Raw genomic sequence first — 25,986 nt, 5'->3', positions numbered from 1 at the left:
CGTTCTGCTTCGGTGATGGAGGCGTGAGCGGGGATCTGGCGCGGATTAGCTCGGACCGCGCGAGGTCCCTCGGGGACCCTCGAAGCGCAGAGCGCGGCGCTCACAGCGCAGTGACCCATCCATGCCGGAATCCGTACCGAATACATCCACGAATCAACGACAACCCCGACGTCTGAATCATTCGGCAAGGAGAACCGGCGGAATGCGCAAACAATACATGCGAAAAATAGGGAAAATGGCGATCGCCCTGATAATTGCAGCTGTTGTGACCGAATTCGGGGCGCCCGTTGCCACTGCCGAATCGGCAGCCGCTTGGGAAAGGCATTGCGCCGGCGACCGCGCGCGCGAAAGTGTCAAAAAAGAAGAATTAGAAATCATCATTCAACACTGCCAGCGCGCCTACAGCGCCACCGCGCGGCAAGCGATCGCCGCCAAATACCTTGAGGAATTCAACGACGACCCTTACGGCACAAAGTACGACATACCCGATAGCTACACCGACTACGTCATCGACACTGGCGATGCTGCGAAGGCTGACCACGCTGCAAATGTAGCCGACGCGGCTGCCGCAGCGTCCGCCGCTACTGAAGCCGCCGAAGCAACGACCGCCAAAGTCGGTGCTGCCGCCGAAAAGTACGCCGAAGAAGTCAAAGCGGAGGCCGAAAAGGACGATTCCAAACTCAATGCCTACTATGAACAGAAGGAAAAGGCCGAGTCGATCGCCAAAGCGGCTGAAGCTGCCAAAAGTGCTGTCGCAGCATCCGCCGCGGCCGCCAAGATGCCGCCGGACTTCAAAAGCCTGAACGCAGCAGCGGTCGCGGAGGACGAGGCGGCCGAAGCGGTCAAAGCGGCATTCAGAGGGCCGGAGCCCGTAGCCATCTCGGGAGTTACGGAACCGTCCCAGCCATTCGATCCCGAGGCGGAGAAGAAGGAGCAAGAGTTGGCGATGCGGGTCGCCAACGTCCTGTGCGACCTCGACAAGAAGCACTCCGGCGGCTGGTACTCCGACTGGTCGAGGATCGAAGCCAGCGCGCCCTACGAATTGAAGGGCGGAGGCAATCCCGGGGCCGCGGCACGAAAGGCGCTCTATGACGTCAGCGAGTTCAACGCGGATACCCGGAAAGCGATATGCGGTGATCTGAAGGGATATGCAGAAAAGGTAAAAGATGAAGTCATCGAAATGAAAGGCAACATCTCGATAGAGTGTCATATCGACGTCAGTCGCTCCGTCGATGCGGATGGCAAGTTGGGCGAGCACTTCAATTGTGCAACAGAGGAAGGATTGAAAAAGTTCTTCGACACGAAGCTGCAAGCATACGTAAAGATCACCGAGTACGATGAAAAAGATGGATATGGCGGACCCAAGAAGTAGCTCTCTGACCTGAGCCGGGTAGTCGGGCGAAATCCCGCGCTCGAGACGGGGTCCGGGATCATCCGCCCGCTACGCGCACCGGCGGCTGCACGGCCAAGTGGCCAGCATCTGGCGCCGCCGGTCTCGGTCCCTCGGCTCGGTCAGTTCTTCTCGGTGGTACGAGGGACATTCCGCTCTCGCGCGCGCAGTACATCGCCTCGCGCACGGCGCAGCATCCGCATAGGGCGCTCCGCTTCAGTAGTCGAGGCGTGATCGAGAAGTCGTCGCATATTCCGCTCCGGCCGGTCCAGTGCCCTGAGCCAGAAGACTTCGTTGAGGATCTGGGGGACAACGGGGATCAGGATGCTGAAGATGAGCGCGCTGGAACCGATGAACAGCGCGGGCAGGTGGGGGCTGACGGCGGTCAGCGCGGCGACGGACGCGCAGGCGGAGATTCTCGAGTTCGCCATGGTGATCACTGCCTCGGCGCTCGAAAGTCGTTGTCGTTCATGGTCGGCCTCCTCGGGCTCGTGGTCGTGAAGGCTTGGGGGTCGAGGGGGAGAACCCGCGGGAACCCGAGAAGCTGCGGGCGTGGCTGTGCGGGATCGTGCGAAATCGCTGCCGCGAGGACCGTCGACGGCGAGCGAACACCGGCGCGCTGCCGTTGAAACCGCTGGTCGCCGACGACGACGAGGCGGACCGGCTGCGCCGCACAGCCGAGGTCAACCGCATGCTCGACATCGTCGCCACGACCTTCACGCACCATCAGCGCCGGATCTACCAGTTCAACATCCGCCGCGAACTACACGGAAAGGCGTTGGCCACCGCGCTGTCCGTCAGTACGAAGAATGCCTATAAGTTCGCTTACGAGAACAAGATTCGGGTGGACGAGGGATTCGGCGCGCTGATCCTCGCCAAACACGGTCGGCCGCAATGCATTCAACTCGCCGGAATTCTCGACCGCTCCGGCTGGGACGGCAAAAGCGACGAGCAGTTCACCCGTATTCTGCGGCAGCGCATCCTTCGGCATCTCGGCACCTGCCGGAAATGCGACAACTGCGGCACCTGCGATAAGCAGCGGGCTCGGCTCGTCGTGCATTACAGCCCGGCACTCATCCCGATCCTCATCGCCCCGGAGCTGAACGAGTTGCTACCGGAGACTATTCGCCGAGTCCTCGATGAAGAAGAGGAGCGCGATCGAACCGGGAAACGCGACGGTGGAGTTGCTGCCGGCGTCGTCCTGGCCGGCGCCGCGGTGAAGAGCACCGATGACCCACCGCCGAAGCCGAGCAAAGTTGTCGACTGGATACTCGACGGACTCAAGGGAATCTTCGTGCTGATCCTCGTCGCCACGATCGGCCCCAAGCTGTTCCCGGACGTCTTCGACAAGCTGAACTGGTCCTCTTCGCACAGCACGGTGACCTTGTCGATCTTCGTACCCGGCGGCTACACCGTCCGCGCGAACCCACCCGGAGTCACATGCAGTCCGGTCTCCGCAACGAACTGCACCCTGAACTACCGACCGGGCACCCGAGTAACCCTCACCGCGCAACGAGGAGAATTCGTTACCTACCAAGGGGCGCTGTCCTGGACCGGCTGCACCGGCTCCGGCGACACCTGCACCCTCATCCCTACCGCCCGCGCCCGGGTCTGCCTCGTCGAGCCCGGATACCAAGGGATGCCATGGGATTGGTGCCGTGGCTGAAACCCTCGAACTGCCGAGGCCAGTCGAACGGCGTGCGACGCCGGCACCGCAAACCGGGTGTCGCCGAAGCATGGAGCTGCGGGCAGCACGCCGGTCCGCGGGATCACTCAGGGCAGGACGACGCAGGCCGGGCCGAGGTTGATGCCGGTTCCGATGTTCATCGCGGTGCGGGGGCTGTAGACGTCGTAGTCTTCGTCGGCCCGGAGCTCGAGAACCACGATCTTGTGCGGGCCCTTGCGGTCGGGGGTCCAGGTGGAGCGGGCCGCCCCGGACGCATCCGCCACCAGTTCGTACGGCTGGAATTGCTTGTAGTCCGCGGTATTCGGGTCGTCGCCGATCTGGTCGAGCACGACCACCTTCTTGCCCGGGTCCGTGTTCACGACGATCGGGTAGGAGCAGCCGGTGCCGCGGGCATCGGCCGAGCTGCCGAAGCTCTGTCCCTTGTCGACGTGGACGCTCGTGACGGTTGCCCCCGCCTGCGGCGCGGCGAACGCGACTGCCGCGGCCAGCGCACTGAGTGCCGCCACGGTGGTGGCCGCCGCCCTGTTGGATTTACGCACGTTGAATTACTCTCTCTAGCAATGGATTCCCCCGTTTGGAGTCGCTCCGAACTATACAGGTGACCGACTGTTCGGCGACCCCTCATTTCCCCCAGCGCGACAGGCCTGGCGAAGATAAGCATCGGGTGCGGTAGCGATCCTTGCGGCGGCAACCCTGTTTCGCCCGTCGTGCCAGGCCTGAAATCCGCCGACGAGCATCGCGACTACGCCGATCGGCAGGTAATACGCGAAGGCGGCGAACACAGTGTCGGCCGCAGCCGACGCCGTGAGCGCACCGATCATCAGAACGCCTGCGACCACCCACGACAGGCCGTGAGTGACGCGCAGCGCGGGCAGCGCACACAGCAATACCGGCACCGCAAGCAGAAGTACGAGCCCAACTCCGTGGCGAGCGAATATCGAGCTGCCGCATACGGTGTCCATCCGCACGACCTCACACGAGGAGATCTGGTACAGCGGTTCCGAAGCGACGAATACCCCCTAATTTTCGGTGCTGGGCAAGTGGGGTGACGGTGTGCACAATGTGGTCCGTGAGCGCACCTTACGTCGACCCCGCAACGGCTACTTCGGGTCGCACCCGGCGATCGCGTCCGGCGGATGTATGGGTGCCGGAGGAGGCGGGGGAGAATCGGCTCGCCTTGGCTGCGATGGTCGATGGTCTGCTGGTGTTCTTCGTCGCGTTCGCGTTGGCGGTGCGGGTTTTCCACGCTGAGGCCGGGATCGCCGAGTTCGCGCCGGTGTTCCTGCCCTGCCTGTTCGGAGTGTCGTTCGTCAATCATGTGTTCGGCACGTTGATCTTCCGGGGCAGTGTGGCCAAGCTGCTGTTCGGCATGCGGGTGCTGCGCTGGAAGGACGGTCGCCGCCCGCGGGTGTGGCAGACGGTGGGCCGTTGGTTGTTCGGCTATGTGGTGATCGTGTTCCAGTTCTTGCTGGAGGGTGCGAGCGTCGGACAGGCGTGCGGCCTGCGCACCGTGCGCAGGCGCGCACTCCGGCCGTTCTAGCCCAGGGTCTCTAGCCCAGGGTCGCGGTGCCGAACCGCCCCGCGCCGGGCACGCTGTCGCCGAGGCCGTCCACCAGATCCGTGGCGATCTTCGCGGTGTCCCCGTGGTTGAAGGCTCCGGCGCTCGGGCGCACCGGCACGTCGGCCCGGTGACTCTGCGAGTCGCAGGTCGGCTCGACGAACCCGGCTCCGAGCCCACCCGAGGTCTTGTCCTCGATCACCGCCGTCAACCGCCGGGCATCGCTCGACGGATCGCAACTGTAGGTGACCGAAACGGTCGCGCTACCGCCGCCGACAGCCGTGGCACCGTTGATGGTGGTCGATGTCGCCGCGCTGGCAACACCGGTGAAGAGCAGGGTGGACGTAGCGGCCACCGCCGTGCACAGGACAGCGCGATTGACGAGCTTGATGCCCATTTCTTTCTCCTGAACCGGATTCCCCCATGGAATCCCCCGCCCCCGATGATCATCCCGGCGAATGAACACCGCCTATCTGCAACCGCACCACCTGTCGAACACTCTGCGCCACAGACAGTTCCACGCTTGTGCGCTGCCGGTGGTATCCGCACCGCGCGCCGGTGAGCGACCTCCGGGCGCGGCACCTGGAGTAAACGTCTCGCCCACTGCGTTGTAGTGCTTGTTGATACTTCGATGACAACGGGGTGGATGGTGGTCCATCGCGGGACGGGATCCGATGAGCCTGCGTCAGTACGAGTACGCCTTGGCGGTGGCCGAGGAGGGGTCGGTGACGGCGGCGGCGGAGCGGTTGCATGTGGCGCAGCCGTCGTTGTCGCAACAGATTCGCAGTCTGGAGCGGGAACTCGGGGTGCAGTTGTTCGCGCGCACGCCGAGTGGCCTGGTGCCGACGGTGGTCGGGCGGGCGTTTCTGCGTGAGGCGGAGGTCGCGGTGAGTGCGTCGCGGCGGGCGCGGGCGACGGCGCGGGCCGGGGCGGATGAGCTGGTGGGGGAGGTGGTGATCGCGGTGCAGATGGGGTTGGGCACGCGGCAACTGCCGGGGGCGCTTGGGGCGCTGCGCCGTCGCTATCCGCGTTTGGAGGTCACCGTTTTCGAGGAGGCGAGTTCGGCCGAACTGGACCGGTTGTGCCGGCAGGGCCTGTTGGACCTCGCGTTCATGGCGGCGTGCGACCGCACCCCGGCCAGCGCGCACCGGCTCGGCGAGGAGGAGTTCGTGGTGATGCTGAGCGCCGGGCATCGCCTGCTCGCCGCGGACCGGGTCGAGCTGCGCGAACTGGACGGGGAACCGTGGGTGCGGTTCGACCGGGACAGCGCGCTCGACGCCGTGCTGGTGGACGTGCTGCGGCGGAACGAGCTGACCCCGGCCACGGTCGCCCGGGTGTCCCAAACCTCGACGGCCGCCCGCTGGGCCGCGCACGGGCTCGGGGTCACGCTCATTCCGGCCTCCGCGGTGCCGCCCGGTCATGAACACCTCGCGCGCCCGGTGTTCCCGGTCGTATCCCAGCCTGTGATCGCCGTCCTCCGGGACAACGCCGGCCCGGCGGAGCGGGCCCTGCTCGAACTCCTGCGCCAGGAGACCTGGCCAGAGCCCTCCGCCCTGGCCCAGGTGTCCTGACGCTCAGAGCTGGGTCGCGCCGCCGTCCACCACCAGCTCGGCACCGGTGGTGTAGGTGGCGTCGAAGGCGAGAAATGCTGCCGCCGTGGCGATCTCGGCTGGAGTGCCGAAGCGCCGCATGGGATTCTCGGCGACCCGTTCGGCCTTGAACTGCGCGGCTTCCGCCGCGGTCATGGTGTTCTCCAGCGTCCCCGTGTCGACCGGGCCGGGGCTGACCGCGTTGACCCGGACTCCCTGCGCGAGCAGCTCGCGGGCGAGGCTGCGGGTCATCGAGCGCAGCGCCGCCTTGCCCGCCGAATAGACGCCGGCCTCGGCCATGCCCATGACGTTCGCGACCGAGGTGGTCAGGACGACGCCGGCGCCCGCGTTCAGCAGCGGCGCGAGTTTCTGCACGGTGAAGAACGCGCCCTTGACGTTGATCGCGAACAGCTCGTCGTATTCGGTCTCGACCGTCGCGGCGAAGGGCATGGTGCGGGTGATCCCCGCGTTGACGAAAAGCCCGTCGAGCGTGCCGAATTCGTCCTCGACCCGGTCGGCCAGCGCATCCAGATCCGGCAGCGCGGCGACATCGCTTCGCACGGCGACCGTGTTCTCGCCGAGCTGCTCACACGCTGCGTCGAGCGTGGATTGCGAACGGCCGGTGATCATTACCCGCGCTCCGCCGTCCGCCAGCAGTTGCGCTATCCCGAATCCGATGCCGCTGCTGCCGCCCGTGATCACTACATTCTTGCCGCTGTACGCACCCATGCCGGGAATTCCCTTTCTCGCAAACCTGAAATCGCTGGAAAACTCTCAGCCCCTGGGGAATTCGCCACCGTCGACGAACAGATTGCTCCCGGTCAGCCAGCTCGCCCGGTCGGAGACGAGGAACAGCACCGCGTCGGCGATGTCGTCGGGCCTGCCGTCGCGTCCCAGTGGTGCGGTGCTGTCGGTGGCCGGGCCCGGCGCCTCGCTCAGGCGTGCCCACAGCTCCCGCGTTTCTTCGCCGCCGGGGGTGGCGGTCTTGCCCGGAGACACTGTGTTCACTCGGATTCCGGACGGCGCCAGCTCCAGCGCCAGCCCTCGGCTGTAGGCCTCCAGCGCCGCCTTCGCCGCCACGTAGTGCAGGAACGGCGGCGCCACGGTCGGCACCGCTGCCGAGGAGATGTGCACGATCGTTCCCGAACCCTGTTCCCGCATCCCCGGCGCCAGCAGCGAGTCCAGCCGAACGGAGGCAAGGAAATTCAGGTCCAGCGCGTCCTGCCACTCGTCGTCCGGAATCGCCAGCGCGCCGTCGTGTGGTCGCCCCCCGCCGACGTTGTGCACCAGGATGTCCACGCCGCCGAGCACCTCCTGCGCGGCCGCGGCCAGCGCTTCCGCTCCACCTTTCGTGCGCACATCGGCGGCCACGAAGGTGGCGCCCTCCGGCACCGTGCTCGTCGCCGATCGCGCGGTCGTCAAAACCTCGGCGCCCGCATTCAAGAACTGCCGCACAATGGCCGCACCGATTCCGCGCGAACCGCCGGTGACCAGCGCCCGCTTTCCTTTGAGTTCTTGTGTTCCCGCACCGCTGCCAAACGTGGTCATACCACGGTCCTTTCGATTGCGTATTCATCGATTCGACGGAAAAGAATTGACTTCGTCGAACTGTTTTCACGCTACGTCCGGAAAAGAACCGGAAGCAAAGACGAAAAATCAGTAGCCGCCATAGGAGATGCCTATTCCGTCAGGTCCATGCCGATCGCCGCCCCCGCGGACACGCGCGCGACCCCTCGGGGTGAGAGCACATCCACCCCCGCCGCGCAACCCGCCGAACTGGGGAATTCCCCAGTTGATCGGCCAGGCAGCGAAACTCGCTCGCAGCCGACATCCGTTGAGGTTCAGGTGTTTTCGGCGCCGAGGGACTGCTGAGCATTTGCTCGCCCCCGGTCTCGGCAACAAAAACTGGTGCAACAGTGCACTATTCGCGAGGCACTGTCCGATTTATGTGTACATCTTGCTCAGTAAACGTGAGTGGGGGTTGACGCTGAATGCTCGCGCGCCGTACCTTTCGCCCATTCTTACCAAGTGATCTAGGGGGACTAGTGGCCCTGCGCGCGGACGAGCTTCCACCGGATGCCGTGGCCACCGTCGAGGTGGCCGGCTCCGGGCCCCTCGGCCGTTCTCCCGGTCAACTCGCCTGGCTCCGGTTCAAAAGGGACAAAACCGGCGTAACGGCCGCCATTGTCGTTGTGCTCTTCTTCGCCGTCGGCCTCGGCGCACCGCTGATCTCCTGGCTCTACGGCAAAGATCCTTACACTCCGTACGCCACCACCGCCAACGGATTACTCACCGACACCGGCTTCCCGATCAAACCCAACGGCGGCATCGACAGCCAATTCTGGTTCGGCATCGAGCCGCACACCGGCCGTGACGTACTCATCGTGCTGGCCTACGGAATTCGCACCTCGCTGCTGATCGCAGTGGCCGTGGTGCTGCTGACCACGATCATCGGCACGGTCCTCGGCGTCACCGCCGGATACGTCGGCGGCCGGACCGATTATCTCATCAGCCGAATCACCGACACCCTGCTGTCGGTTCCGTCCACCCTGTTCATCCTCGCCTTCATGCCGGTCGCCTGGGCCGGCTATCAGGCGACGGGACAGGAGGTTCCGCCCTGGGTGCGGGCGGCCAGCCTGATCGGACTGCTGACCTTCTTCGGCTGGACCCGCAACGCCCGGCTGCTGCGCGGGCAGGTGTTCTCGCTGCGCGAGCTCGAGTTCGTCGAGGCGGCCAAGGTGACCGGGGCGAGTCCCCGGCGGATCATCTTCCGGGAACTGCTGCCGAATCTGTGGACTCCGATCCTGGTGCTGGCGACGCTGGACCTGCCCGCGTACGTCACGGCGGAGGCGGCGCTGTCCTTCCTCGGCGTCGGCATCAAGGAGCCGACGCCCGACTGGGGCGTGATGGTGCAGAACGGCTCGGGCCTGATCTCCTCCGACATCACCTATCTGGTCTTTCCCGGCATCGGGATGGTCCTTTTCGTGCTCGCGTTCAACTTGCTCGGGGACTCGGTGCGCGACGCCCTTGACCCGAAGGGAAGCCGATAACCGTTGGGTCGCCGGGCTTTTCGGCGGTAAGAGGAGGCAGGAACTGGAATGAGAAGATCGCAACTCGCGCAGGCCGCGGCGGTGGCCGCGGCGCTGGCCCTGGTGACGGCGGGCTGTTCGGCCGGCGGCACCAATGCCGGCGGTGGAGACCAGCCGAAGGCCAGCCAGAGCAAGCTAACCCTCGACGCGGAGGGCAAACATTCCAGCGGCCCGGCCGCCGAGATCCCCGGCGCCCAGCCGGGCGGCTCGCTGAACCTGCTGTGGCGCACCGACTTCCCGCACTACGACCCGGCCAAGGTCTACACCGCCCCGGACGACGAGGCGTTCCGGCTGATCAACCGCAGGCTCACCGTGTTCGATCAGCACGACGACGGCACGATGGCGCTGGTCGGTGACCTGGCCACCAATACCGGCGAGGCCTCCGACGGCGGAAAGACGTGGAAGTACACCCTGAAAGACGGGGTGAAGTACGCCGACGGTACGCCGATCCGGTCGCAGGACATCAAGTACGGCGTCGAGCGCAGTTTCGACACGAAGTTCGCCACCGGGCCCAAGTGGGTCCAGCTCTGGCTGGCGGGCAAGGACGATTTCAACTCCGTCTATCCCGGTCCGTTCACCGGCGGCAAGGAACTCGGACCGGACAAGATCGAGACGCCGGACGACAAGACCATCATCTTCCATCTGGCCGAGCCGGAGTCGGACTTCCCGATGGCGGCCTCGATGGGCCAGACCGTGCCGGTGCGCAAGGACCGCGACGCGAAGCCGGATGACCTGGACGTCAACGGATTAGGCGAGATGGCCACGGGGCCGTACAAGATCGGCGCACACGATGTGGACAAGTCGCTGACCCTGGTGAAGAACCCGACCTGGGATCCGAAGACCGACCCGGTCCGCCACCAGTACCTGGACCAGATCCACTTCCAGTTCGGCGTGATGGCCAAGCAGCAGACCGACCAGCTCAAGGCCGACACCGATCCGAATGCCGCCTCGTACTACAGCGGGGTGGACAGCGACCAGGTCCAGGCCATCATGCAGGATCCGAACCTGAAGAAGCGCGTCCTGGACAACGAGACCAACGGTGTGCAGGTCTTCGCGATCAACACCGCCCGGGTCACCGACGTGCAGGTGCGTAAGGCCATCGCGACCGCCTTCCCGAAGCAGGACGTCGTCACCACGCAGGGCGGCCCGTTCTTCGGCAACATCGCCGACACGCTGAGCCCGCGCTCCTCGGTGGGCTTCTCGGAGCAGCCCAACCCGTACGGCGTCGGCGACAACGGCGACCCGCAGAAGGCGAAGCAGATCCTCACCGACGCAGGCAAACTCGGCTATGAGGTCAACGTGGCCTGGGACTCCACCCCGACCGCCGACCGGTGGGGCGTCCCGATCAAGCGCGCGTTCGAGGCGGCCGGCTTCAAGGTCAATCTGAATCCGGTGCCGACCAAGGGTTTCTATGACGCTGTCGGGCGCCTGGACAACCCGTTCGACCTGATCTGGAACCAGTGGAGCCCGGACTGGCCGACCAACCGGACCGTCTACAGCGCGGTGTACTACGGCGGCGCGGTCCGCGACGAGGGCAACAACTACGCCCAGCTCAAGGAGAAGCGCGTGGACGACGAGATCAACCGCATCCAGGCAATCCAGGACATCGCCGCCCAGGGCGCCGGGTACATGCCGCTGGATCAGCTGATCCAAAAGGAGTACGCCGCCGCGATTCCGTTGGTGTACACGCGCAAACAGGTCATGTACGGCTCGAAGGTAGGCGGGGCGCGGATGGACATGCTCAGCGCCACCATCGACCTGTTCAACACCTACATCGAGAAGTAGCGCAGGCCGGTCGAGCCGGGCGACGACAGCCCGTCACCCGGTTCGGCCGCCACCTCCTTCAGAGAGCGATCTCCGCATGCTGGCCTTCCTCACCCGCCGGATCCTCGGCGGCCTGCTGATCCTGCTGATCATCAGCGCGATCACCTTCATGCTGTTCTACGTGGCCCCCGGCAACAATGTCGCCCGACTGGCTTGCGGAAAGAGCTGTTCACCGGAGCTGATCGCCGCTGTCGCTCACCAGCTGGGCGTCGACCAGCCGGTCTGGAAGCAGTTCCTCGACTACCTCGGCGGGATCTTCACCGGCCGCACCATCGCCGACACCTATTGTTCCGCACCGTGTCTGGGCTACTCGTTCCACAACCACCGGCCGGTGCTCGACACCATCCTGGACCGGATACCGGTCACGTTCTCGCTGACCATCGGCGCCGTGGTGTTGTTCCTGCTGGTCGGCATCGGTCTCGGCCTGCTGGCCGCGTTGCGCAAGGGAAAGGTCGCGGACAAGGCGGCCATGGGTTTCGCGGTGCTCGGCGGCGCGCAGCAGATCTTCGTGCTCGGCCCGTTCCTGTTGTTCCTGTTCGTGTATTCGACGCACTTGATGAAGGTGCCCAGCTACACCTCGTTCTTCAGCAATCCGGTGAAGTGGGGGACCGGTTTGCTGCTGCCGTGGGTCTGCCTGGCCATCATCACCGCCGCGGCCTACGCGCGATTCACCCGCTCCTCGATGGTGGAGGTGCTCAACGAGGACTACATCCGCACCGTGCGCGCCAAAGGCATGGGCAACGCGAACATCTATCTGAAGCACGCGTTCCGCGGCACCATGAGCCCGATCGCCACGCTGCTCGGCCTGGACATCGCCGTGCTGCTCGGCGGGGCGCTGGTCACCGAGACCGTGTTCAACCTGCCGGGTATCGGCCAGTTGGCGGTCAATTCGGTTCAGGACTCCGACCTGCCGGTGATGATGGCGGTGGTGCTGCTGGCCGCGACCGCCGTGGTGGTGGCCAACATCGTGGTGGACGTCGTGTACGCGTTCATCGACCCGAGGGTGCGGCTCACATGACCCCGCCCGATGCGAACCTGGAGCCTGACATGTCCAGCCAAGACCCCATCCTCTCGGTGCGAGATCTGCTGGTGCACTTCCGCACCGAGGACGGAACGGTCAAGGCGGTCGACGGCCTGTCGTTCGATCTGGCCCGGGGCAAGACGCTCGGCATCGTCGGCGAATCCGGCTCGGGCAAGAGCGTGTCGAGCATGGCCATCCTCGGCCTGCACAACCGCGGGCAGGCGCGGATCGGCGGCCAGATCCGGTTCGAGGGAACGGATTTGGCCGGCGCGGACGAACGCACCATGCGGCAGTTCCGGGGCAAGCGGATCTCGATGATCTTCCAGGATCCGCTGACCGCGCTGTCGCCGTACTACACGGTCGGCGACCAGATCATGGAGACCTATCGCAAGCACACGGGCGCGAACCGCAAGCAGGCGCGGGCGCGAGCCGTCGAGATGCTGACCAAGGTCGGCATCCCGCAGCCGCAGCGGCGGGTGGACGAGTATCCGCACCAGTTCTCCGGCGGTATGCGGCAGCGGGTGATGATCGCGATCGCGCTCTGCTGCGATCCGGACCTGCTGATCGCGGACGAGCCGACGACCGCGCTCGACGTCACCGTGCAGGCGCAGATCCTGGACCTGTTGCGCGAGTTGCAGTCCGAGTTCGACACCGCGATCATCCTGATCACCCACGACATGGGCGTGGTCGCGCAGATGGCCGACGACGTGCTGGTGATGTACGCGGGCCGGTGTGTGGAGCGCGGCACGGTGCGCGAGGTGCTCAAACGTCCACGCCATCCGTACAGCTGGGGCCTGCTGTCCTCGATCCCGCACCTGGGCGGTGACGTGGACACGCCGCTGACCCCGGTGCGCGGTGCGCCGCCGAGCCTGATCGACGTGCCGTCCGGCTGCCCGTTCCATCCGCGATGCGACCACGTGGACCGGGTACCGGACGCGCGCTGCACCACCGAGCGACCGGAACTCGGTTCGGCCGCGGGACGTGGGGCGGCCTGCCATCTGAGCACCGAAGCGGCCGATCGCCTCTTCGCCGACGCGGTCCTGCCGACGCTCGGCACCGGGAAGGCATCATGACCGAACAGACTCTGCACCTGCCGAAGTCGTCTCCCGCCGCGCGCGGACCGTTGCTGACCGCGACCGGATTACAGATGCACTTCCCCGTCCGCTCCGGGTTCCTGATCAAACGGAAAACCGAGGTCGTCCGCGCGGTGGACGGCATCGACCTGACCGTGTCCGCGGGCGAAACCTTCGGTCTGGTCGGCGAATCCGGTTGCGGCAAGTCGACCACCGGGCGGATGCTGGCCCGGCTGCTGGAGCCGACGGCGGGCACCATCACCTACAACGGTCAGGACATCACCCACCGGAGCCGTCGGGAGCTGGCGCCCATCCGCCCGGAGCTCCAGATGATCTTCCAGGATCCGTACTCCTCGCTGAATCCGCGGCAGACCGTCGGCCGGATCATCGCCGCGCCGATGGAGATCAACGGCATCGACCCGCCCGGCGGCCGGCGCAACCGGGTGCGCGAACTGCTGGCGACGGTCGGCCTGAATCCTGAGCACTTCAATCGTTTTCCGCACGAGTTCTCCGGCGGGCAGCGCCAGCGCATCGGCATCGCCCGCGCACTGGCCCTGGACCCCAAGCTGATCGTGGCCGACGAACCGGTATCCGCCCTGGACGTGTCCATCCAGGCGCAGGTGATCAACCTGCTACAACGTCTCCAGCGCGAGCTGGGCATCGCCTTCGTGTTCATCGCGCACGACCTGGCCGTGGTGCGGCACTTCAGTGCGCGAATCGCGGTCATGTACCTGGGCAAGATCGTCGAAATCGCCGATCGCGCCGACCTTTACGGCCGTCCGCACCATCCGTACACCCAGGCGCTGTTGTCCTCGGTGCCCGAGGCCGATCCGGACAGCGCCACCCAGCGCGAGCGGATTCGGCTCACCGGCGACGTCCCGTCACCCATCGACCCCCCGTCCGGCTGCCGCTTCCGCACCCGCTGCTGGAAGGCCCAAGGCATCTGCGCCGAGCAAGAACCGCCCCTGATCCAACTTGGCGAGTCCGCGGCGGGCCACCTGGCCGCCTGTCACTTCCCGGAGCCGCGGCACGTGGTCGCCTGAACGAGAAAGCCTGATCAGCAGGCGATTTCGGCGAGGCGGCGGGCCGGGGTGGCGGCATGCACCGCCGCCGCGATGGCGACCAGCGGCGGAATCCAGCGGGCCTCGGCGGGGGAGATGGCCCACTCGGCGCAGCCGCGGGTCAGCCGGGTCGGCGGGAGCGCGATGCTCGAGCCGTCGGTGTGCACGGTCACGCCCGCGTCGCGCAGAGCCGCGATGGCCAGCGCGGCCTTGGCGACGCCGACCACCAGGTGGATCTCGCGGCGCTCGGCGCCGGGGACCTCGATGACCGGGCCGGAAAGCTTGTTGGCGCGCAGGAAGCGGCGGACTTCGGCGGCGAGCGGGCCGGTGAGTTCGACGGCGGCCACTTGCTCGTCGGTGATCAGGCACGCTCCGTTGTCCGTTTCGGCGACGGTCCAGCCGCGGCTGCGGTAGTCCTCCACTGCGTCAGCTGCGGTAGAGGTGCTGGAACTCTGGAACGTCGCGGGCACTGTCTTCTCCATTTCACCAGGTAGATCGAGATCTCACTTCGGTTGCGCAGGAGCCCCGCCAACTGCACCCGTGCATCACATCCTGCGCGGCTAGCAGTTTCCCTACAGAATGCTTGTCATCGCCAACCGCCCTAGCGATTCTGCGCGGGTGCCCCCTCGGCGGGCATCGGCCCGCGGTCTTGTCCCGTGTCATCCTTTGGGTGGACCCAACCCCGAGACCCGGCGAGCGGCATGACCTGGTCGATGAGCCGAACTGATGGCCGATCAACCCCTCTGTGCTCGGCCTCAGTCGGGTCCGACTGCTCGTCGTATGCCGACGAGCCTGACAGTCGCGATCGCTATCGGGTATCGGCCAGATGACTGTCATTCGAACGACCGACAGTTCTTTCGCCGATTCCCGGCGGGCAGGCTAGATTTCATCGACCCCCGGATACGAACACGCGAGTTGTCCGCACTGGCCCCGCTCCACGGTGCCGATCTTGCACAATCGGAGGCATGCCCAAGCCGTGCCTGCTGCTCCAGCTGCGACCCGAGCGCCCCGCCGCGGACGACGAGTATCAGGCCGTCCTGCGCGCGGGCGAGCTCGCGGCCGGTGACGTGGTGCGGGTGCAGATGGACCAGGGACTGCCCGATCTGGTGCTCGATGACTTCTCGGCGGTGATCGTCGGCGGCGGGCCGAGCAATGTCGGCAATCCGGACGCCGAAAAATACGACTATCAGCAGCGATTCGAGCCCGGGTTGAAGAAGCTGCTGGTCGAGATCGTCGGCCGGGACTTTCCGTATCTGGGTGCCTGCTACGGATTGAGCATTCTCGCGGATGTGCTCGGCGGGACAGTCAGCGACGAGCGATTCGGTGAATCACCGAGCGCGCAGACCGTCGAATTGACCGAGCACGCGGGCGACGATCCGCTGTGCCGGGGCCTTCCGCGGACCTTCCGGGCCTTCGTCGGGCACAAGGAGGCGTGCCAGGAGGTTCCGCCGAACGCGGTGCTGCTCGGCACCTCCGCCGACTGCCCGGTGCAGATGATTCGCGTCGGCAGCCACATCTACGCCACCCAGTTCCACCCGGAACTGGACGGCGACGGTCTCGCGCTGCGCATCGAAATCTACCGGCACGCAGGGTATTTCGACCCGGATGAGGCTGACTACCTCACCGCACTCGGTCACCGGGAATCGATCACCACGCCCAAGGAGATCCTGCGCCGATTCGTCGCCAGGTACCACGGCGGCACCGACTAGGGTCAGCCCGCGGTGATTCCGGGACATTCCCGGCACTCTCAGGTGCCGGGGCTATCGTGGGGTGTATGGGCGTCATGGGCGAACTGTTTCCGGGTAAGAAGCTGGCCGACGAGGGCAGCGAGGACAGCGACGGGCAGGAACACAGTCCCCGGCTCGCGCTCGACCTGGATGCCGGGGTGGTCCGGATCGCCGCGCCCGCGCCTGCGGACGAACCGACGCAGAAGTAAGCCACCCGCCCAGTCGGGTTACTGCGGCCGGCATTGATGGCCGGCGTCGACCATATCGTTCGTGCAGCTGATCATCGCGTCCAGTTCGTCGCGGGTGCGGATCAGGTCGCGGATCCGCTGGTCGATGCGATCACGTTCGGCGGCAAACCTTTCCGCGAGTTCCGGGGTCACCGAGCCGGTGGACATGCACGGCAGGATGTCGAGGATCGTCTTGCTGGACAGCCCGGCCGAATACATGCGCTGGATCATCCCGACGCGGACGATCGCGTGGTCGGGGTAGTGGCGTTGACCGCTGGCGCTGCGGGTGGAGCCGAGCAGGTGATGCTCCTCGTAGTAGCGCAGCGCGCGCACGCTGACTCCGGTCTTGGCCGCCAACTCGCCGATTCGCATGGGTTCTCCTGGTGATCCGGGCCACTGACCACTACCTCTGACGTCAGTGTCAGAATCACCGTAGCGGCGCCTGATCCCGGTATCCACCTGGCCTTGTCAGCGCTGGAACCGGCAGGCCCCCGCGTACGGCATCGACGACATCGGGGACTCCACGACTCCGGTGCCGTAGGTCGAGGCGTGGATGACCTTGCCGTTGCCGGCGTAGAGCGCGGAGTGCCCGCCGCCGTAGAACGACACCACATCGCCGGGGCGCAGATCGTCCCGCGCCACCGGGGTTCCGGTGGCGAGCTGGTCGTAGCTGGTGCGCGGCAGCGAGACTCCGGCCTGCTGGTAGGACCACTGGACCAGGCCCGAGCAGTCGAACGCGTCGGGGCCCGCGGAGTTGGCGCTGTAGTCCGAGCCGATCTTGGCGCGGGCCGCTTCGACGGCGACCTCGCCGGTCGTCTTCATCGGCGCGACCTGGGGCTGAACGGAATTCGGCGCGGTGATGCCGGGAAGTCCGGCGAGGCCGGAGTATTCGATACCCGGGATGTCGGGAAGGGTGAATTGGATTCCCAAGGCGGAGAACTCGGTCTTCGAGGGAGCGGCGGGCGGCGCGCTCTCCTGCGCGGGACCCGCGGCCTGGAGGCCGGGAGTGCCAGGGGGGAAAGAGATTTCGTTCGGAACTTCGACAGCTCCGACGCCTGGGATGGTCACCGTCTGCGCCGAGGCTTCCGCGGCGGAGAACAGGAGTGCGCCGGATAGTGCTGCGCCTGCGGCCAGTGTCCACCAGAACACCCGGCGCAGCGAGTGGGTACTTCGGACGTCGTCGTCGCTCTTCGATGCCATGATCAAGTCCTCCGATGGTCATTTCGAAGGCCTTGGCTCGGCCATGCGGCGCCATACCTGTAGGCGCACCGGACTTCACCAAAGTCTCCGAATAAGATTCGAGAACATCACGGTGATCTGTCAGTCCAAGCGGATCCGATTTCCCATCTTTCGACACCTGCGGGTTCGAACAAATTTCCGACACACGGTAAAGCAATAACGAAATGGTAACTAATGCTTATTGGATATTGAAAAGTGCTGTCTACCTGGGGTAACGCAAGAGTTGATCCATGGTCAATTTCCGTGTCGGTGAGCCGTACGGTGAGCTAATTACTGTTCGTCGGCGAGCTATCCGGTTTTCGATCGGGTGTTTTCAACCGCCCAACGGACCGGTTGCGCCGGGTAGCTCGCCGTGTCTGCGTAACGCGTCGAGCACCACATTCACGGCCGGGCGCGGTGGTGTTCCGCGCCGGATCACCGCGGTGATAGTCCGGGTCACCGGGCGGGCGAGTTCTCTGGTCGCGACCTGATAGCGCGGGTCGATGGCGAGGCCGGGCAGCAGCGTGATCGACAGCCCGGCCTCGACATGCTGCAGCGCCATCAGATAGTTGCTGAACCGGCAGACGATCCGCGGCTCGAACCCCGATTCCCGGCAGAGCCGGGTGGCCAGGCTCGCCATATACGACTTCGGTGTGTCGAAGGCCCACGGCTCGTCGGCATACGCGGCCAGGTCGGCCGGTCCGCGCGCGGCCGGTCCGGGCGGCAGCACCAGCACGATCGGATCGGTGGCCAGCGGCACGATGTCGATGTCCGGGCCGAGCGGCTGGGCGACGAAATCCGTTGTGGTGATGATGATGTCGGCGTCGCCGGTGCGCAGCGCCCGCATGCTCTCGTGCGGTTCCAGCTCGTGCAGCGTGATGTCGAGGTGCGGATGACTCTGCGCGAGCCGGGTCACCGCGGGCACGCACAGCGAGTGGATGGCGCTTTGGAACGCGCCGAGCCGGACCAGGCCGGCCGGTTCGCCGCCCAGGCTGCGCAGCTCCGCCTCGACGGTGGCCATGTGGTCGAGGATCGCCCTGGCCCGGCGGGCCAGGATCAGCCCGGCGGGGGTGAGCCGGACCCGGCGGCCGGTGCGTTCCAGCAGCTGTGTGCGGGTTTCCGCCTCCAGCACGGCCAGTTGCTGGGACACGCTGGACGCGCTGAGGTCGGCCGCCTGCGCGACCGCGCGGACGGTGCCGAGGGAGTCGAGTTGGCTGAGCAGCCGCAGCCGCCAGGGATTCAGCATGTCTCGATTCTTGTACGGTTGAGCCGAACAGCACAGCCGGAATTGTGAGATGGACGTGTCGCTCGCACCCGCCTTACGGTCGAGATATGGCTTCTCCCACCTTCACGCCGCAGTCCACCGACGACTTCTGGGCCGACACCGACCGGCACCTCGTGCGCTACGCGGGCGCGGGCAGCTTCACGCCCGAGATCATCGCGCGCGCCGCGGGCAGCTTCCTGTACACCGAAAGCGGCAGGGAGATCCTGGATTTCACCTCCGGTCAGATGAGCGCGATCCTCGGGCACTCGCACCCCGAGATCGTCGCGACGGTCCGGCGTCAGGTCGGCGAACTCGACCACCTGTTCAGCGGCATGCTCAGCCGTCCGGTCGTCGACCTCGCCCGCAGGCTGGCGGGCACCCTGCCCGCGCCGCTGGAAAAGGCGCTGCTGCTGACCACCGGCGCCGAGTCGAACGAGGCGGCGATCCGGATGGCCAAGCTGGTCACCGGCAAGCACGAGATCGTCTCGTTCGCCCGCTCCTGGCACGGCATGACCCAGGCCGCGGCGAGCGCGACGTACAGCGCGGGCCGTAAGGGGTACGGTCCGGCCGCGCCCGGTAACTTCGCGATCCCGGCGCCGCACACCTACCGTCCCGACTTCACCACGGCCGCAGGCGAACTCGACTGGCGCAAGCAGCTGGACTTCTCCTTCGACCTGATCGACGCGCAATCGGTGGGCAGCCTGGCCGCCTGCCTCGTCGAGCCGATCCTCAGCTCCGGCGGCGTCGTCGAACCGCCGGTCGGCTACTTCGCCGCGCTGCGGGAGAAGTGCCGTGAACGCGGCATGCTGCTGATCCTCGACGAGGCCCAGACCGGCCTGTGCCGCACCGGATCCTGGTACGCGTTCGAGCGCGACGGCATCGTGCCGGACATTCTCACCCTGTCCAAGACGCTCGGCGCCGGGCTGCCGCTCGCGGCCGTGCTCACCAGCGCGGAGATCGAGCAGGAGGCGCACGATCGCGGGTTCCTGTTCTTCACCACGCATGTCGCCGACCCGCTGGTCGCCGCGGTCGGCAACACCGTGCTCGACGTGCTCGTGCGCGATCGCCTCGATGCCCGCGCCGCCGAGCTCGGCGCGTTCCTGCGGGCCGGACTGGAACGAATCGCCGAGCGGCACAACGTCGTCGGGGACATCCGTGGTCGCGGACTGCTCGCCGGGTTGGAGCTGGTCGTCGACCGCGAGACCAAGCAGGGATCCGACGAGCTCGGCGCGGAGGTCACCCGCCGCTGCCTGGAGCTGGGCCTGCACATGAACATCGTGCAGCTGCCCGGCATGGGCGGCGTGTTCCGGATCGCCCCGCCGTTGACCGCGACCGAGGACGAATTGTCCCTCGGCCTGGCCATTCTCGACGAGGCGATCGGTGACGCCGCCGCGCGGATGTGACCCGGACCGAGACTCGGGTCAGGTCAGGTTGCCGTCGATGCAGAGGCTCACCGACCGCGTGGACGGTCCGGGACGGGTGTCGCCGGCGGCGAAGGCCCACTGGGAGATCGGCGCGGCCGCCTTCCAGTGCAGCTTGCCGTCGCGGGTCGCGACCACCTGGTAGATGTCCTCGTTGCCCTCGATGAGCTGGCTGCCCACGCAGTAGTCGTTGTACTCGGTGCCGGGTTGCCGCGCGCCCGCGCTGAACCGGCCGGTGGGATCGGCGTAAGCGCCGGGATTGGGGACGGCGGTCGACTTTCCGTCGGCGGGGCCGCGCGACCAGGACGCCGCGCCGCGGTCGATGCCGCAGCGGAAGGTCTGGCCGCCGGCGGCGACGGTCGCGCCCTGCGGGTAGCCGGTGCCCGCCCACAGGCAGTGCACTGCGGCACCGGCCGCGCTGGTCCGAGCCTGGGCCGCGGCGGTGCCCGCGCCGAAGGTGAGGCCGCCGGCCACGGTGGCGACCGCGAGCAGCGCGATCGAGGTGCGGCGCAGGGTGGAGGCCTTCGGGGTCGTTGCCGGGTTCATCGAGTTCTCTCTTCCGTCCTCGACCTGGCGGCGTGATTCGCCGCCGATCGGTAATGCGAAGTACTGCAAGGGGTTTCGAAACTGTTCGGCTAGCACCAGCTGGCGGTGGGCCGGCAGACGACCCAGCCGTCGCCGTCGGCGCGCGGCACCGCGGTCCAGGTGCTGGCGCCGCCGCTGCGGTTCTGGGCCGGCTCGGCCGGATTCTGCTGACTTCGATACTCGCGCAATGCGTTCCGGTGCTCGTTCTGTCGCAGCGGGTTGGCGTCGGTGTGGTTGTAACCGAACGGATCGATGTGGTGTGCGCCGGTCGTGTCGCCGGGATGGGCCGAACCGGCGCGGCCCGGTGTCCGATTCGAGCCGGTGCCCGGGTCGGCCACCGCGACGGCGGTGCTGAGCAGGGTTGCGGCGCCGAGGAATCCGGCGATCAGCGCGAGTGCGGTGGCGTGGGGATATCGGCGGAGGTGCCCGGTCGGTCGTAGGGGTGATCGCTTCATGGCGTCGTTGCCTCTCTGCTTATCTACTGAGGTGAACAGTAGATGAAGATTCTGAGAGGTTGCTTATGACCAGCAATTATCCAGCTGAGGTTCATTGAAGTGTGATCGAGTACGCATTCGAACAGTAGATTCGATAACCCTGCCCGGCGACTCCGGCGGTGCGGGTGAGCGCGATCACAGAAAGTTGCACTGCCTGAAATTTTGCAGTTTGTGTTAAATTTTTGCCATGTCATCTCCCACTCACGCGGAGCCCCCGATCGGCCTGCGTGAACAGAAGAAGCGCAAGACCCGGCTCGAGCTGTGCATGGCGGCTCGTCGGCTGGTGGTCGCGCACGGGCTCGACGCGACGACCGTCGAGGACATCGCGAAGGTCGTCGGCGTCTCGCCGCGCACGTTCTTCAACTACTACGACACGAAACTCGACGCGATCGTCGGGCCGATCGAGGAGATCGGAACTCCCGCTGCGCGCGAGGAATTCGTCGCCGGTGGGCCGACCGGGATGCTCATGTCCGACCTCACCTGGTTGTTCGCCTCCGCGCTGGAGCCGGAAGACGAAGTGCGCGAGGCGATTTCGCTGGTGATGCAGATCATCAAGGAGGAGCCGCGGGTATTCGCCGGGTTCATGGCCGCGGGCGCGCAGCAGGAGACCATCGTCGGCGAGCTGCTGTCCGCGCGGGCCGGCGAACCGGTCGCCCGCGAATTCGCCGCTCTCGCAGCGGGGGTCATGACCAGCATCACCACCAGGGCCGCGATGTCCGCGACCGCCGACACCAGCAGATCACTCACCGCGGCTGTGCAGGACCATTGCGCGATGGCCGCCCGGATGTTCGACCAGCCCGCCGAGCGAAACCAGGAGAAGCGATGACCACGACGGCTGACTCGCCGCCTACCCCAATTGTCTTGACCCAGAAGCGAATATGGCTCATCTTCTCCGCGCTCATCGCGGGTATGTTCCTGGCCAGCCTGGATCAGATGATCGTCGGCACCGCGATGCCGACCATCGTCGGCGAGCTCGGCGGCGTCTCGCACATGGCCTGGACCGCGACCTCGTACCTGCTGGCCACCACCATCGTGATGCCGATCTACGGCAAGTTCGGCGACATGTTCGGCAGGCGATGGCTTTTCCTGTTCGCGGTGACCGCGTTCACCGCCGCGTCGGTCGGCGCCGCCGCCTCGACCAGCTTCTGGGAGTTCATTGTCTTCCGCGGCCTGCAAGGCGTCGGCGGCGGTGGCCTGATGATTCTCGCGCAGGCGATCATCGCCGACGTGGTGCCCGCCAAGGACCGGGGTAAGTACATGGCGCCGATGGGCGCGGTCTTCGGCATCACCTCGGTCGCCGGACCGCTGCTCGGCGGCTTCTTCGCCGACACGCTCGGGTGGCGCTGGTGCTTCTGGATCAACGTGCCGATCGGCATCGCGGCGCTGTTCATCGCCTTCCGCTACCTGAGCGTGCCCAGCCACCGGCCCAAGACCAGGCCGGACTACCTCGGTGTGCTGCTGATGTCCTCGGCGACAACGCTGTTGATCCTGATCACCGACTGGGGCGGCAAGCAGTACGCGTGGGGTTCGACGACGATCATCGCGATGATCGCCGCGCTGGTGGTCGTGGTCGCCGCGTTCGTCATGGTGGAGGCCAGGGCCGAAGAGCCGATGCTGCCGCTGTGGTTGTTCCGCAACCGTACGTTCGTGCTGACCTCGGCGATCGGCCTGCTGGTCGGCCTGGTGATGTTCGCCGCGATCGGTTTCATCCCGACCTACCTGCAAATGGCCACCGGCGCGTCCGCCTCGATCTCCGGCCTGCTGCTGATCCCGATGATGGTCGGCATGATGATCACCCTGATCGGGTCGATGACCGCGATCACCAAGACCGGTCGCTACCGGATCTACCCGCCGATCGGCGCGCTGATCATGCTCGCCGCGATGCTGTGGCTGACCACGCTCGCCGCGAACACCCCGATGTGGGTCGTCTCGGCCATGCTGTTCGTGGTCGGCGCCGGCCTCGGCCTGATCATGCAGATCATCGTGCTGGTCGTGCAGAATGCCGTGTCGCCCAACCAGATCGGTACCGCGACCAGCGCCAACAACTACTTCCGGGAAATGGGTGGCGCGATCGGCGTCGCGATCTTCGGGTCGATCTTCACCAGCCGGCTGACCGAGGGGCTCACCGACGCGTTCATGTCGCACGGACCCGAGGTCATGGCGGCGAAGCTCGACCCGAGCGCGCTGGTGCCGTCGGTGGTCAAGCACCTGCCCGAGGGCCTGCACGACGCGATCGTCGGCGCGTACGTGAACGCCCTGGTCCCCGGCTTCTGGTACCTGATCCCCGGCGCGGTAGTCGTTTTCGTGCTTGCCCTGTTCATCCCGCAACTGAAGTTGTCGGATGAGGCGGGCATGGTCGCTCGCGGTGAAGCGGTGCTGGAGGAAACGGCATCGGATAAGCCCGAAGAGAAAACCGACCTCGCGGTTAAATAAGGGCGAAAAGACCGGAAAGACCGAAAATGCCTCTGGCCCCGAATAATTGGGGCATGAATAGCGTATCCGCAGCCCGTTAACGTATTCAGGTGCAGTTCATTCAACACTGCACCTGAATACGGGGGTATTCGATGACTGGCGAACTTTCGGTGAACTTTACCGATCTGCACCACTCGGCGGGGTGCCTGGCCGATTGGTGCGGGGACAGCACCGCACTCTTCGACTCCGGGCATTCCGAGATTTCCTCGGCGTCCTCCGGCTGGGTGGGTAGTTCTCGCGCGGCGCTCGAGGGGGCGCTGGAGAAGTTGCGTGGCTCGGGTACGGCATTGACCGGACGACTCGACGGCCATTCGTCCCTGGTCACCGACGCGGTGCGCGAATACGGCCTGGCCGAGCACAAATCCACCACCGAACTCGACCAGGTCGACCGGCCCACCGGTCGGAAATTGCTGGATCTATGATCACGATCTCCGACATCGATCGGTGGAACGTCGCGGATATCGAGTCGGTATTTCAAGTCTGCACTTCGCACGCGCAGCACTGCGACGAACGCGCGTCGAATCTCGGTAACCTGCAGATGTTCCAGACCTGGGACGGGACGGCGGCGGAGGCGGCCAAGCAGTCGGTCGGCAAGACGCGCGTCGACTTCGACGCCCACGGCAAACACGTCGCCGCCATCGCCGCCGCCGCGAAGACCGCCGCCGAAGAGGTCGCCACGGTCAAATCGAAATTGACCGGCCTGCGCGCCGACGCCAAAGCCGGCGGGTTCGCGATCGGCGACGACGGTAAGGTCACCCGGTCTGTGCAGGGACCCTACACCGCTGATCAGCTGGCCAAGATCGAGGCGAATCGGGTTGCGCTGCAACTCGAGGTCAATCAATTGATGATCAATGCCCAGCTGGTGGACGCCGATCTCGCCGCGGCGATCAAAGGCGCCGACGGACAACTCAGCGAAAGCGATCTGGACAAGCAGAATCATCCGCCGGTCTACGCCGCCGCATTCGGTCTCGGCTCGTTGGGGTTGCCCGAGTATCCCGACGGTTCGCTGACCGATGTGGAGGTGCGCAACTACTACCTCGAAGCCGAGCGGCGCTTGGCCGCGCTCAATGAACAGCTCGCGAAAACGGATATGCCGCTGGAAGAGCGCGCCCGGATCGCCAGCGAGATACGCAATGAGTTCCGCACCAAGGCGCGGGATCTGATGTCGAACCGGGCCGCGGCCGAGGAACTCATGAAGAATGAGGGAAACCGGCCCTTCGATCAGTTGATCGAAGACAAGATGGCCAAGAAAGGGATGACCCGCGAGCAGGCATTGCAAGATGTCATCGACTCTTCGTCGAAGAGCCGCGGTTCAGTCAACGAGGCGCTCGGCGTCGATCCGAAGAATCCGACACTGCCGGACCCCAAAGAAGTACAGGCGCGAGTACGCGGACCCAACAGTGGGCCGGGCACGCCCCGAATCGACGACACGCTGGCGGGTGCGGGCGAGAGCGCGGGCTCGAAGGCACTGCGGGTGGCCGGCAAGGCGGCGCTGCCGCTGGCCGCGGCGTACGAGGTCTACGACGGATACAGCCAGGTGAAGGCGGGTACAGAGACGGTGCCGGAGGCGGTCGGCAGTGGCGCCGGCGCCCTGGGCGGTATGGTGGCCGGTGCGGAGGGTGGCGCGATGATCGGTGCGTTCGGCGGGCCGGTCGGCGCTGCGGTCGGCGGCGTGGTAGGTGGTGTGGTCGGCGGCATCGCGGGCAGCTCGGTCGGCAAATGGGTAGGTGGGTTGTTCTAGATGGCAGACAACGAGACCTCCGTCTACGCAGCGCTGGAATCCCTGGCGCTCAGTACCCACCGGGTCACCGACCCCGGCACCATCCCGGGGCGCGTCACCATCGACCTCGATCCCGATACCTGGGCCGAGATCGATGGCCGTAATGCGGGCTATCTCAACGTATTCGCTGTTCGGCACGAGCAGTCGTCCCGGTTCCGGACCAATGTCGTAGTGGTGTTCACCCGCGTGATCATCGGCCAGGGGATCGACCTGTCGGGCCTGATCGAGCATTCGTTCACCGACTCGCGGCGGCTGCCCGGCTGGACCGAGGAGCAGGCCGAGGTATGGCCGCCGGCCGGTCGCCACAGCGGCTGGTCGATCCAGACCGGCACCTACTCCGCCGATGGCCGATCACTGTATGCCGTCACGCAATACGCGGTCTACCAGCGCGGGAATGTCGGCTATCTGCTGCAAGCGACGGGGACGACAACGGCCGAGCAGGCATCGGTGTTCGGTAGCCTGCTCGACAAGGTTGTGCGCAGCGTCAACTTCGACGACTGAAGGGG

The 25,986-nt window shown here is 66.2% G+C and carries 29 protein-coding genes; 17 read left to right on the top strand and 12 right to left on the bottom strand.

The window, feature by feature from the left end:
* Positions 1 to 202: 202 nt before the first annotated feature.
* On the top strand, positions 203 to 1,372 hold the full coding sequence (locus tag ACFYO1_RS18895) for a hypothetical protein (protein ID WP_387232395.1): 1,170 nt from the start codon (positions 203 to 205) through the stop codon (positions 1,370 to 1,372).
* A gap of 140 nt (positions 1,373 to 1,512) precedes the next feature.
* Here the strand turns inward: ACFYO1_RS18895 and ACFYO1_RS18890 are convergent, their stop codons facing one another.
* Positions 1,513 to 1,821 (bottom strand): hypothetical protein, encoded by a 309-nt coding sequence (locus tag ACFYO1_RS18890; RefSeq protein WP_387232394.1) that lies wholly within the window; start codon positions 1,819 to 1,821, stop codon positions 1,513 to 1,515.
* Positions 1,822 to 1,895: 74 nt separating this feature from the next.
* On the opposite strand from ACFYO1_RS18890, the gene ACFYO1_RS18885 reads away from it, so the two are divergent.
* On the top strand, positions 1,896 to 3,056 hold the full coding sequence (locus ACFYO1_RS18885) for a hypothetical protein (RefSeq protein ID WP_387232392.1): 1,161 nt from the start codon (positions 1,896 to 1,898) through the stop codon (positions 3,054 to 3,056).
* A 107-nt stretch (positions 3,057 to 3,163) separates the two neighbouring features.
* Here the strand turns inward: ACFYO1_RS18885 and ACFYO1_RS18880 are convergent, their stop codons facing one another.
* Entirely contained in the window at positions 3,164 to 3,616 is a 453-nt protein-coding gene (locus ACFYO1_RS18880; RefSeq protein ID WP_387232390.1) for a hypothetical protein, read from the bottom strand.
* Positions 3,617 to 3,667: 51 nt separating this feature from the next.
* Positions 3,668 to 4,045, bottom strand: coding sequence for a hypothetical protein (locus ACFYO1_RS18875; RefSeq protein WP_387232389.1), 378 nt, complete (start codon positions 4,043 to 4,045; stop codon positions 3,668 to 3,670).
* 101 nt (positions 4,046 to 4,146) lie between these two features.
* Between ACFYO1_RS18875 and ACFYO1_RS18870 the strand changes: the two genes are divergently transcribed.
* Positions 4,147 to 4,617 (top strand): RDD family protein, encoded by a 471-nt coding sequence (locus tag ACFYO1_RS18870; protein WP_387232387.1) that lies wholly within the window; start codon positions 4,147 to 4,149, stop codon positions 4,615 to 4,617.
* A 10-nt stretch (positions 4,618 to 4,627) separates the two neighbouring features.
* Here the strand turns inward: ACFYO1_RS18870 and ACFYO1_RS18865 are convergent, their stop codons facing one another.
* Entirely contained in the window at positions 4,628 to 5,032 is a 405-nt protein-coding gene (locus tag ACFYO1_RS18865) for a hypothetical protein (RefSeq protein ID WP_387232385.1), read from the bottom strand.
* A gap of 277 nt (positions 5,033 to 5,309) precedes the next feature.
* On the opposite strand from ACFYO1_RS18865, the gene ACFYO1_RS18860 reads away from it, so the two are divergent.
* Positions 5,310 to 6,206 (top strand): LysR family transcriptional regulator, encoded by an 897-nt coding sequence (locus tag ACFYO1_RS18860; protein WP_387232383.1) that lies wholly within the window; start codon positions 5,310 to 5,312, stop codon positions 6,204 to 6,206.
* Between the two features lie 3 nt (positions 6,207 to 6,209).
* On the opposite strand, the gene ACFYO1_RS18855 is transcribed toward ACFYO1_RS18860, so the two are convergent.
* Together ACFYO1_RS18855 and ACFYO1_RS18850 are read right to left on the bottom strand one after the other, a co-directional pair.
* Positions 6,210 to 6,953 (bottom strand): SDR family oxidoreductase, encoded by a 744-nt coding sequence (locus ACFYO1_RS18855; protein WP_387232381.1) that lies wholly within the window; start codon positions 6,951 to 6,953, stop codon positions 6,210 to 6,212.
* A 45-nt stretch (positions 6,954 to 6,998) separates the two neighbouring features.
* A complete protein-coding gene (locus ACFYO1_RS18850) occupies positions 6,999 to 7,772 on the bottom strand; it encodes an SDR family oxidoreductase (RefSeq protein WP_387232379.1) in 774 nt (257 codons plus the stop codon).
* A 497-nt stretch (positions 7,773 to 8,269) separates the two neighbouring features.
* Between ACFYO1_RS18850 and ACFYO1_RS18845 the strand changes: the two genes are divergently transcribed.
* The 5 genes from ACFYO1_RS18845 (at position 8,270) to ACFYO1_RS18825 (ending at position 14,274) form a co-directional block, all read left to right on the top strand.
* Complete coding sequence (locus ACFYO1_RS18845) at positions 8,270 to 9,274, top strand: ABC transporter permease (protein ID WP_387232377.1); 1,005 nt, start codon at positions 8,270 to 8,272, stop codon at positions 9,272 to 9,274.
* 48 nt (positions 9,275 to 9,322) lie between these two features.
* On the top strand, positions 9,323 to 11,098 hold the full coding sequence (locus tag ACFYO1_RS18840; RefSeq protein WP_387232376.1) for an ABC transporter substrate-binding protein: 1,776 nt from the start codon (positions 9,323 to 9,325) through the stop codon (positions 11,096 to 11,098).
* A 76-nt stretch (positions 11,099 to 11,174) separates the two neighbouring features.
* Positions 11,175 to 12,155 carry an ABC transporter permease gene (locus ACFYO1_RS18835; protein ID WP_387232374.1) on the top strand — a complete coding sequence of 327 codons (981 nt, stop codon included), beginning with the start codon at positions 11,175 to 11,177 and terminating at the stop codon, positions 12,153 to 12,155.
* 29 nt (positions 12,156 to 12,184) lie between these two features.
* Positions 12,185 to 13,231: an ABC transporter ATP-binding protein gene (locus ACFYO1_RS18830; protein ID WP_387232372.1), complete on the top strand. Its 1,047-nt coding sequence runs from the start codon at positions 12,185 to 12,187 to the stop codon at positions 13,229 to 13,231.
* On the top strand, positions 13,228 to 14,274 hold the full coding sequence (locus tag ACFYO1_RS18825; RefSeq protein ID WP_387232371.1) for an ABC transporter ATP-binding protein: 1,047 nt from the start codon (positions 13,228 to 13,230) through the stop codon (positions 14,272 to 14,274). The genes ACFYO1_RS18830 and ACFYO1_RS18825 overlap by 4 nt, the downstream gene beginning before the upstream one ends.
* Before the next feature lie 14 nt (positions 14,275 to 14,288).
* Here the strand turns inward: ACFYO1_RS18825 and ACFYO1_RS18820 are convergent, their stop codons facing one another.
* The gene (locus ACFYO1_RS18820) at positions 14,289 to 14,762 is read right to left on the bottom strand and encodes a hypothetical protein (RefSeq protein WP_387232369.1); all 474 of its coding nucleotides are present in this window, start codon (positions 14,760 to 14,762) and stop codon (positions 14,289 to 14,291) included.
* A 495-nt stretch (positions 14,763 to 15,257) separates the two neighbouring features.
* Here ACFYO1_RS18820 and ACFYO1_RS18815 point away from each other — a divergent pair, with 495 nt between their 5' ends.
* Complete coding sequence (locus ACFYO1_RS18815; RefSeq protein WP_387232367.1) at positions 15,258 to 16,001, top strand: glutamine amidotransferase; 744 nt, start codon at positions 15,258 to 15,260, stop codon at positions 15,999 to 16,001.
* A gap of 65 nt (positions 16,002 to 16,066) precedes the next feature.
* Complete coding sequence (locus ACFYO1_RS18810) at positions 16,067 to 16,228, top strand: hypothetical protein (protein WP_387232365.1); 162 nt, start codon at positions 16,067 to 16,069, stop codon at positions 16,226 to 16,228.
* A gap of 18 nt (positions 16,229 to 16,246) precedes the next feature.
* Here the strand turns inward: ACFYO1_RS18810 and ACFYO1_RS18805 are convergent, their stop codons facing one another.
* The 3 genes from ACFYO1_RS18805 to ACFYO1_RS18795 all read right to left on the bottom strand — a co-directional run bounded on the left by ACFYO1_RS18805 (position 16,247) and on the right by ACFYO1_RS18795 (position 18,710).
* Positions 16,247 to 16,618, bottom strand: a complete 372-nt coding sequence (locus tag ACFYO1_RS18805) for a MerR family transcriptional regulator (RefSeq protein ID WP_387232363.1) — start codon at positions 16,616 to 16,618, stop codon at positions 16,247 to 16,249.
* A gap of 96 nt (positions 16,619 to 16,714) precedes the next feature.
* Positions 16,715 to 17,446 carry a C40 family peptidase gene (locus ACFYO1_RS18800; RefSeq protein WP_387232361.1) on the bottom strand — a complete coding sequence of 244 codons (732 nt, stop codon included), beginning with the start codon at positions 17,444 to 17,446 and terminating at the stop codon, positions 16,715 to 16,717.
* A gap of 352 nt (positions 17,447 to 17,798) precedes the next feature.
* Positions 17,799 to 18,710, bottom strand: a complete 912-nt coding sequence (locus ACFYO1_RS18795; protein ID WP_387232359.1) for a LysR substrate-binding domain-containing protein — start codon at positions 18,708 to 18,710, stop codon at positions 17,799 to 17,801.
* Positions 18,711 to 18,796: 86 nt separating this feature from the next.
* Between ACFYO1_RS18795 and ACFYO1_RS18790 the strand changes: the two genes are divergently transcribed.
* Positions 18,797 to 20,131 (top strand): aspartate aminotransferase family protein, encoded by a 1,335-nt coding sequence (locus ACFYO1_RS18790; protein ID WP_387232357.1) that lies wholly within the window; start codon positions 18,797 to 18,799, stop codon positions 20,129 to 20,131.
* A gap of 18 nt (positions 20,132 to 20,149) precedes the next feature.
* On the opposite strand, the gene ACFYO1_RS18785 is transcribed toward ACFYO1_RS18790, so the two are convergent.
* Together ACFYO1_RS18785 and ACFYO1_RS18780 are read right to left on the bottom strand one after the other, a co-directional pair.
* Positions 20,150 to 20,695 carry a hypothetical protein gene (locus ACFYO1_RS18785; protein ID WP_387232355.1) on the bottom strand — a complete coding sequence of 182 codons (546 nt, stop codon included), beginning with the start codon at positions 20,693 to 20,695 and terminating at the stop codon, positions 20,150 to 20,152.
* 89 nt (positions 20,696 to 20,784) lie between these two features.
* Positions 20,785 to 21,189, bottom strand: coding sequence for a hypothetical protein (locus tag ACFYO1_RS18780; protein WP_387232353.1), 405 nt, complete (start codon positions 21,187 to 21,189; stop codon positions 20,785 to 20,787).
* A 226-nt stretch (positions 21,190 to 21,415) separates the two neighbouring features.
* On the opposite strand from ACFYO1_RS18780, the gene ACFYO1_RS18775 reads away from it, so the two are divergent.
* The 5 genes from ACFYO1_RS18775 to ACFYO1_RS18755 all read left to right on the top strand — a co-directional run bounded on the left by ACFYO1_RS18775 (position 21,416) and on the right by ACFYO1_RS18755 (position 25,981).
* Positions 21,416 to 22,054 (top strand): TetR/AcrR family transcriptional regulator, encoded by a 639-nt coding sequence (locus tag ACFYO1_RS18775; RefSeq protein WP_387232351.1) that lies wholly within the window; start codon positions 21,416 to 21,418, stop codon positions 22,052 to 22,054.
* Positions 22,051 to 23,661, top strand: a complete 1,611-nt coding sequence (locus ACFYO1_RS18770; RefSeq protein WP_387232349.1) for an MDR family MFS transporter — start codon at positions 22,051 to 22,053, stop codon at positions 23,659 to 23,661. Before ACFYO1_RS18775 ends, ACFYO1_RS18770 begins: the two co-directional genes overlap by 4 nt.
* 131 nt (positions 23,662 to 23,792) lie before the next feature.
* Positions 23,793 to 24,122, top strand: coding sequence for a WXG100 family type VII secretion target (locus tag ACFYO1_RS18765; protein WP_387232347.1), 330 nt, complete (start codon positions 23,793 to 23,795; stop codon positions 24,120 to 24,122).
* Positions 24,119 to 25,441: a phage head morphogenesis protein gene (locus ACFYO1_RS18760; RefSeq protein ID WP_387232345.1), complete on the top strand. Its 1,323-nt coding sequence runs from the start codon at positions 24,119 to 24,121 to the stop codon at positions 25,439 to 25,441. Before ACFYO1_RS18765 ends, ACFYO1_RS18760 begins: the two co-directional genes overlap by 4 nt.
* Positions 25,442 to 25,981, top strand: coding sequence for an LpqN/LpqT family lipoprotein (locus ACFYO1_RS18755; RefSeq protein WP_387232343.1), 540 nt, complete (start codon positions 25,442 to 25,444; stop codon positions 25,979 to 25,981).
* The last annotated feature ends 5 nt before the right edge of the window (positions 25,982 to 25,986 follow it).

This window comes from Nocardia sp. NPDC006044, from assembly GCF_042871115.1.
Lineage (GTDB): Bacteria > Actinomycetota > Actinomycetes > Mycobacteriales > Mycobacteriaceae > Nocardia.
The sequence above is the reverse complement of the archived record's forward strand: the minus strand, read 5'-3'. Positions and strand labels throughout refer to the sequence as shown.

What these genes read in the sequence shown, in the direction of transcription:
- ACFYO1_RS18815 (WP_387232367.1), top strand. Translation starts at nt 15,258, where the DNA reads ATGCCCAAGCCGTGCCTGCTGCTCCAGCTGCGACCCGAGCGCCCCGCC.
- ACFYO1_RS18855 (WP_387232381.1), bottom strand. Translation starts at nt 6,953, where the DNA reads ATGGGTGCGTACAGCGGCAAGAATGTAGTGATCACGGGCGGCAGCAGC.
- ACFYO1_RS18765 (WP_387232347.1), top strand. Translation starts at nt 23,793, where the DNA reads ATGACTGGCGAACTTTCGGTGAACTTTACCGATCTGCACCACTCGGCG.
- ACFYO1_RS18800 (WP_387232361.1), bottom strand. Translation starts at nt 17,446, where the DNA reads ATGGCATCGAAGAGCGACGACGACGTCCGAAGTACCCACTCGCTGCGC.
- ACFYO1_RS18825 (WP_387232371.1), top strand. Translation starts at nt 13,228, where the DNA reads ATGACCGAACAGACTCTGCACCTGCCGAAGTCGTCTCCCGCCGCGCGC.
- ACFYO1_RS18760 (WP_387232345.1), top strand. Translation starts at nt 24,119, where the DNA reads ATGATCACGATCTCCGACATCGATCGGTGGAACGTCGCGGATATCGAG.
- ACFYO1_RS18805 (WP_387232363.1), bottom strand. Translation starts at nt 16,618, where the DNA reads ATGCGAATCGGCGAGTTGGCGGCCAAGACCGGAGTCAGCGTGCGCGCG.
- ACFYO1_RS18890 (WP_387232394.1), bottom strand. Translation starts at nt 1,821, where the DNA reads ATGGCGAACTCGAGAATCTCCGCCTGCGCGTCCGTCGCCGCGCTGACC.
- ACFYO1_RS18770 (WP_387232349.1), top strand. Translation starts at nt 22,051, where the DNA reads ATGACCACGACGGCTGACTCGCCGCCTACCCCAATTGTCTTGACCCAG.
- ACFYO1_RS18790 (WP_387232357.1), top strand. Translation starts at nt 18,797, where the DNA reads ATGGCTTCTCCCACCTTCACGCCGCAGTCCACCGACGACTTCTGGGCC.
- ACFYO1_RS18780 (WP_387232353.1), bottom strand. Translation starts at nt 21,189, where the DNA reads ATGAAGCGATCACCCCTACGACCGACCGGGCACCTCCGCCGATATCCC.
- ACFYO1_RS18810 (WP_387232365.1), top strand. Translation starts at nt 16,067, where the DNA reads ATGGGCGTCATGGGCGAACTGTTTCCGGGTAAGAAGCTGGCCGACGAG.
- ACFYO1_RS18850 (WP_387232379.1), bottom strand. Translation starts at nt 7,772, where the DNA reads ATGACCACGTTTGGCAGCGGTGCGGGAACACAAGAACTCAAAGGAAAG.
- ACFYO1_RS18830 (WP_387232372.1), top strand. Translation starts at nt 12,185, where the DNA reads ATGTCCAGCCAAGACCCCATCCTCTCGGTGCGAGATCTGCTGGTGCAC.
- ACFYO1_RS18895 (WP_387232395.1), top strand. Translation starts at nt 203, where the DNA reads ATGCGCAAACAATACATGCGAAAAATAGGGAAAATGGCGATCGCCCTG.
- ACFYO1_RS18785 (WP_387232355.1), bottom strand. Translation starts at nt 20,695, where the DNA reads ATGAACCCGGCAACGACCCCGAAGGCCTCCACCCTGCGCCGCACCTCG.
- ACFYO1_RS18840 (WP_387232376.1), top strand. Translation starts at nt 9,323, where the DNA reads ATGAGAAGATCGCAACTCGCGCAGGCCGCGGCGGTGGCCGCGGCGCTG.
- ACFYO1_RS18865 (WP_387232385.1), bottom strand. Translation starts at nt 5,032, where the DNA reads ATGGGCATCAAGCTCGTCAATCGCGCTGTCCTGTGCACGGCGGTGGCC.
- ACFYO1_RS18860 (WP_387232383.1), top strand. Translation starts at nt 5,310, where the DNA reads ATGAGCCTGCGTCAGTACGAGTACGCCTTGGCGGTGGCCGAGGAGGGG.
- ACFYO1_RS18755 (WP_387232343.1), top strand. Translation starts at nt 25,442, where the DNA reads ATGGCAGACAACGAGACCTCCGTCTACGCAGCGCTGGAATCCCTGGCG.
- ACFYO1_RS18835 (WP_387232374.1), top strand. Translation starts at nt 11,175, where the DNA reads ATGCTGGCCTTCCTCACCCGCCGGATCCTCGGCGGCCTGCTGATCCTG.
- ACFYO1_RS18795 (WP_387232359.1), bottom strand. Translation starts at nt 18,710, where the DNA reads ATGCTGAATCCCTGGCGGCTGCGGCTGCTCAGCCAACTCGACTCCCTC.
- ACFYO1_RS18775 (WP_387232351.1), top strand. Translation starts at nt 21,416, where the DNA reads ATGTCATCTCCCACTCACGCGGAGCCCCCGATCGGCCTGCGTGAACAG.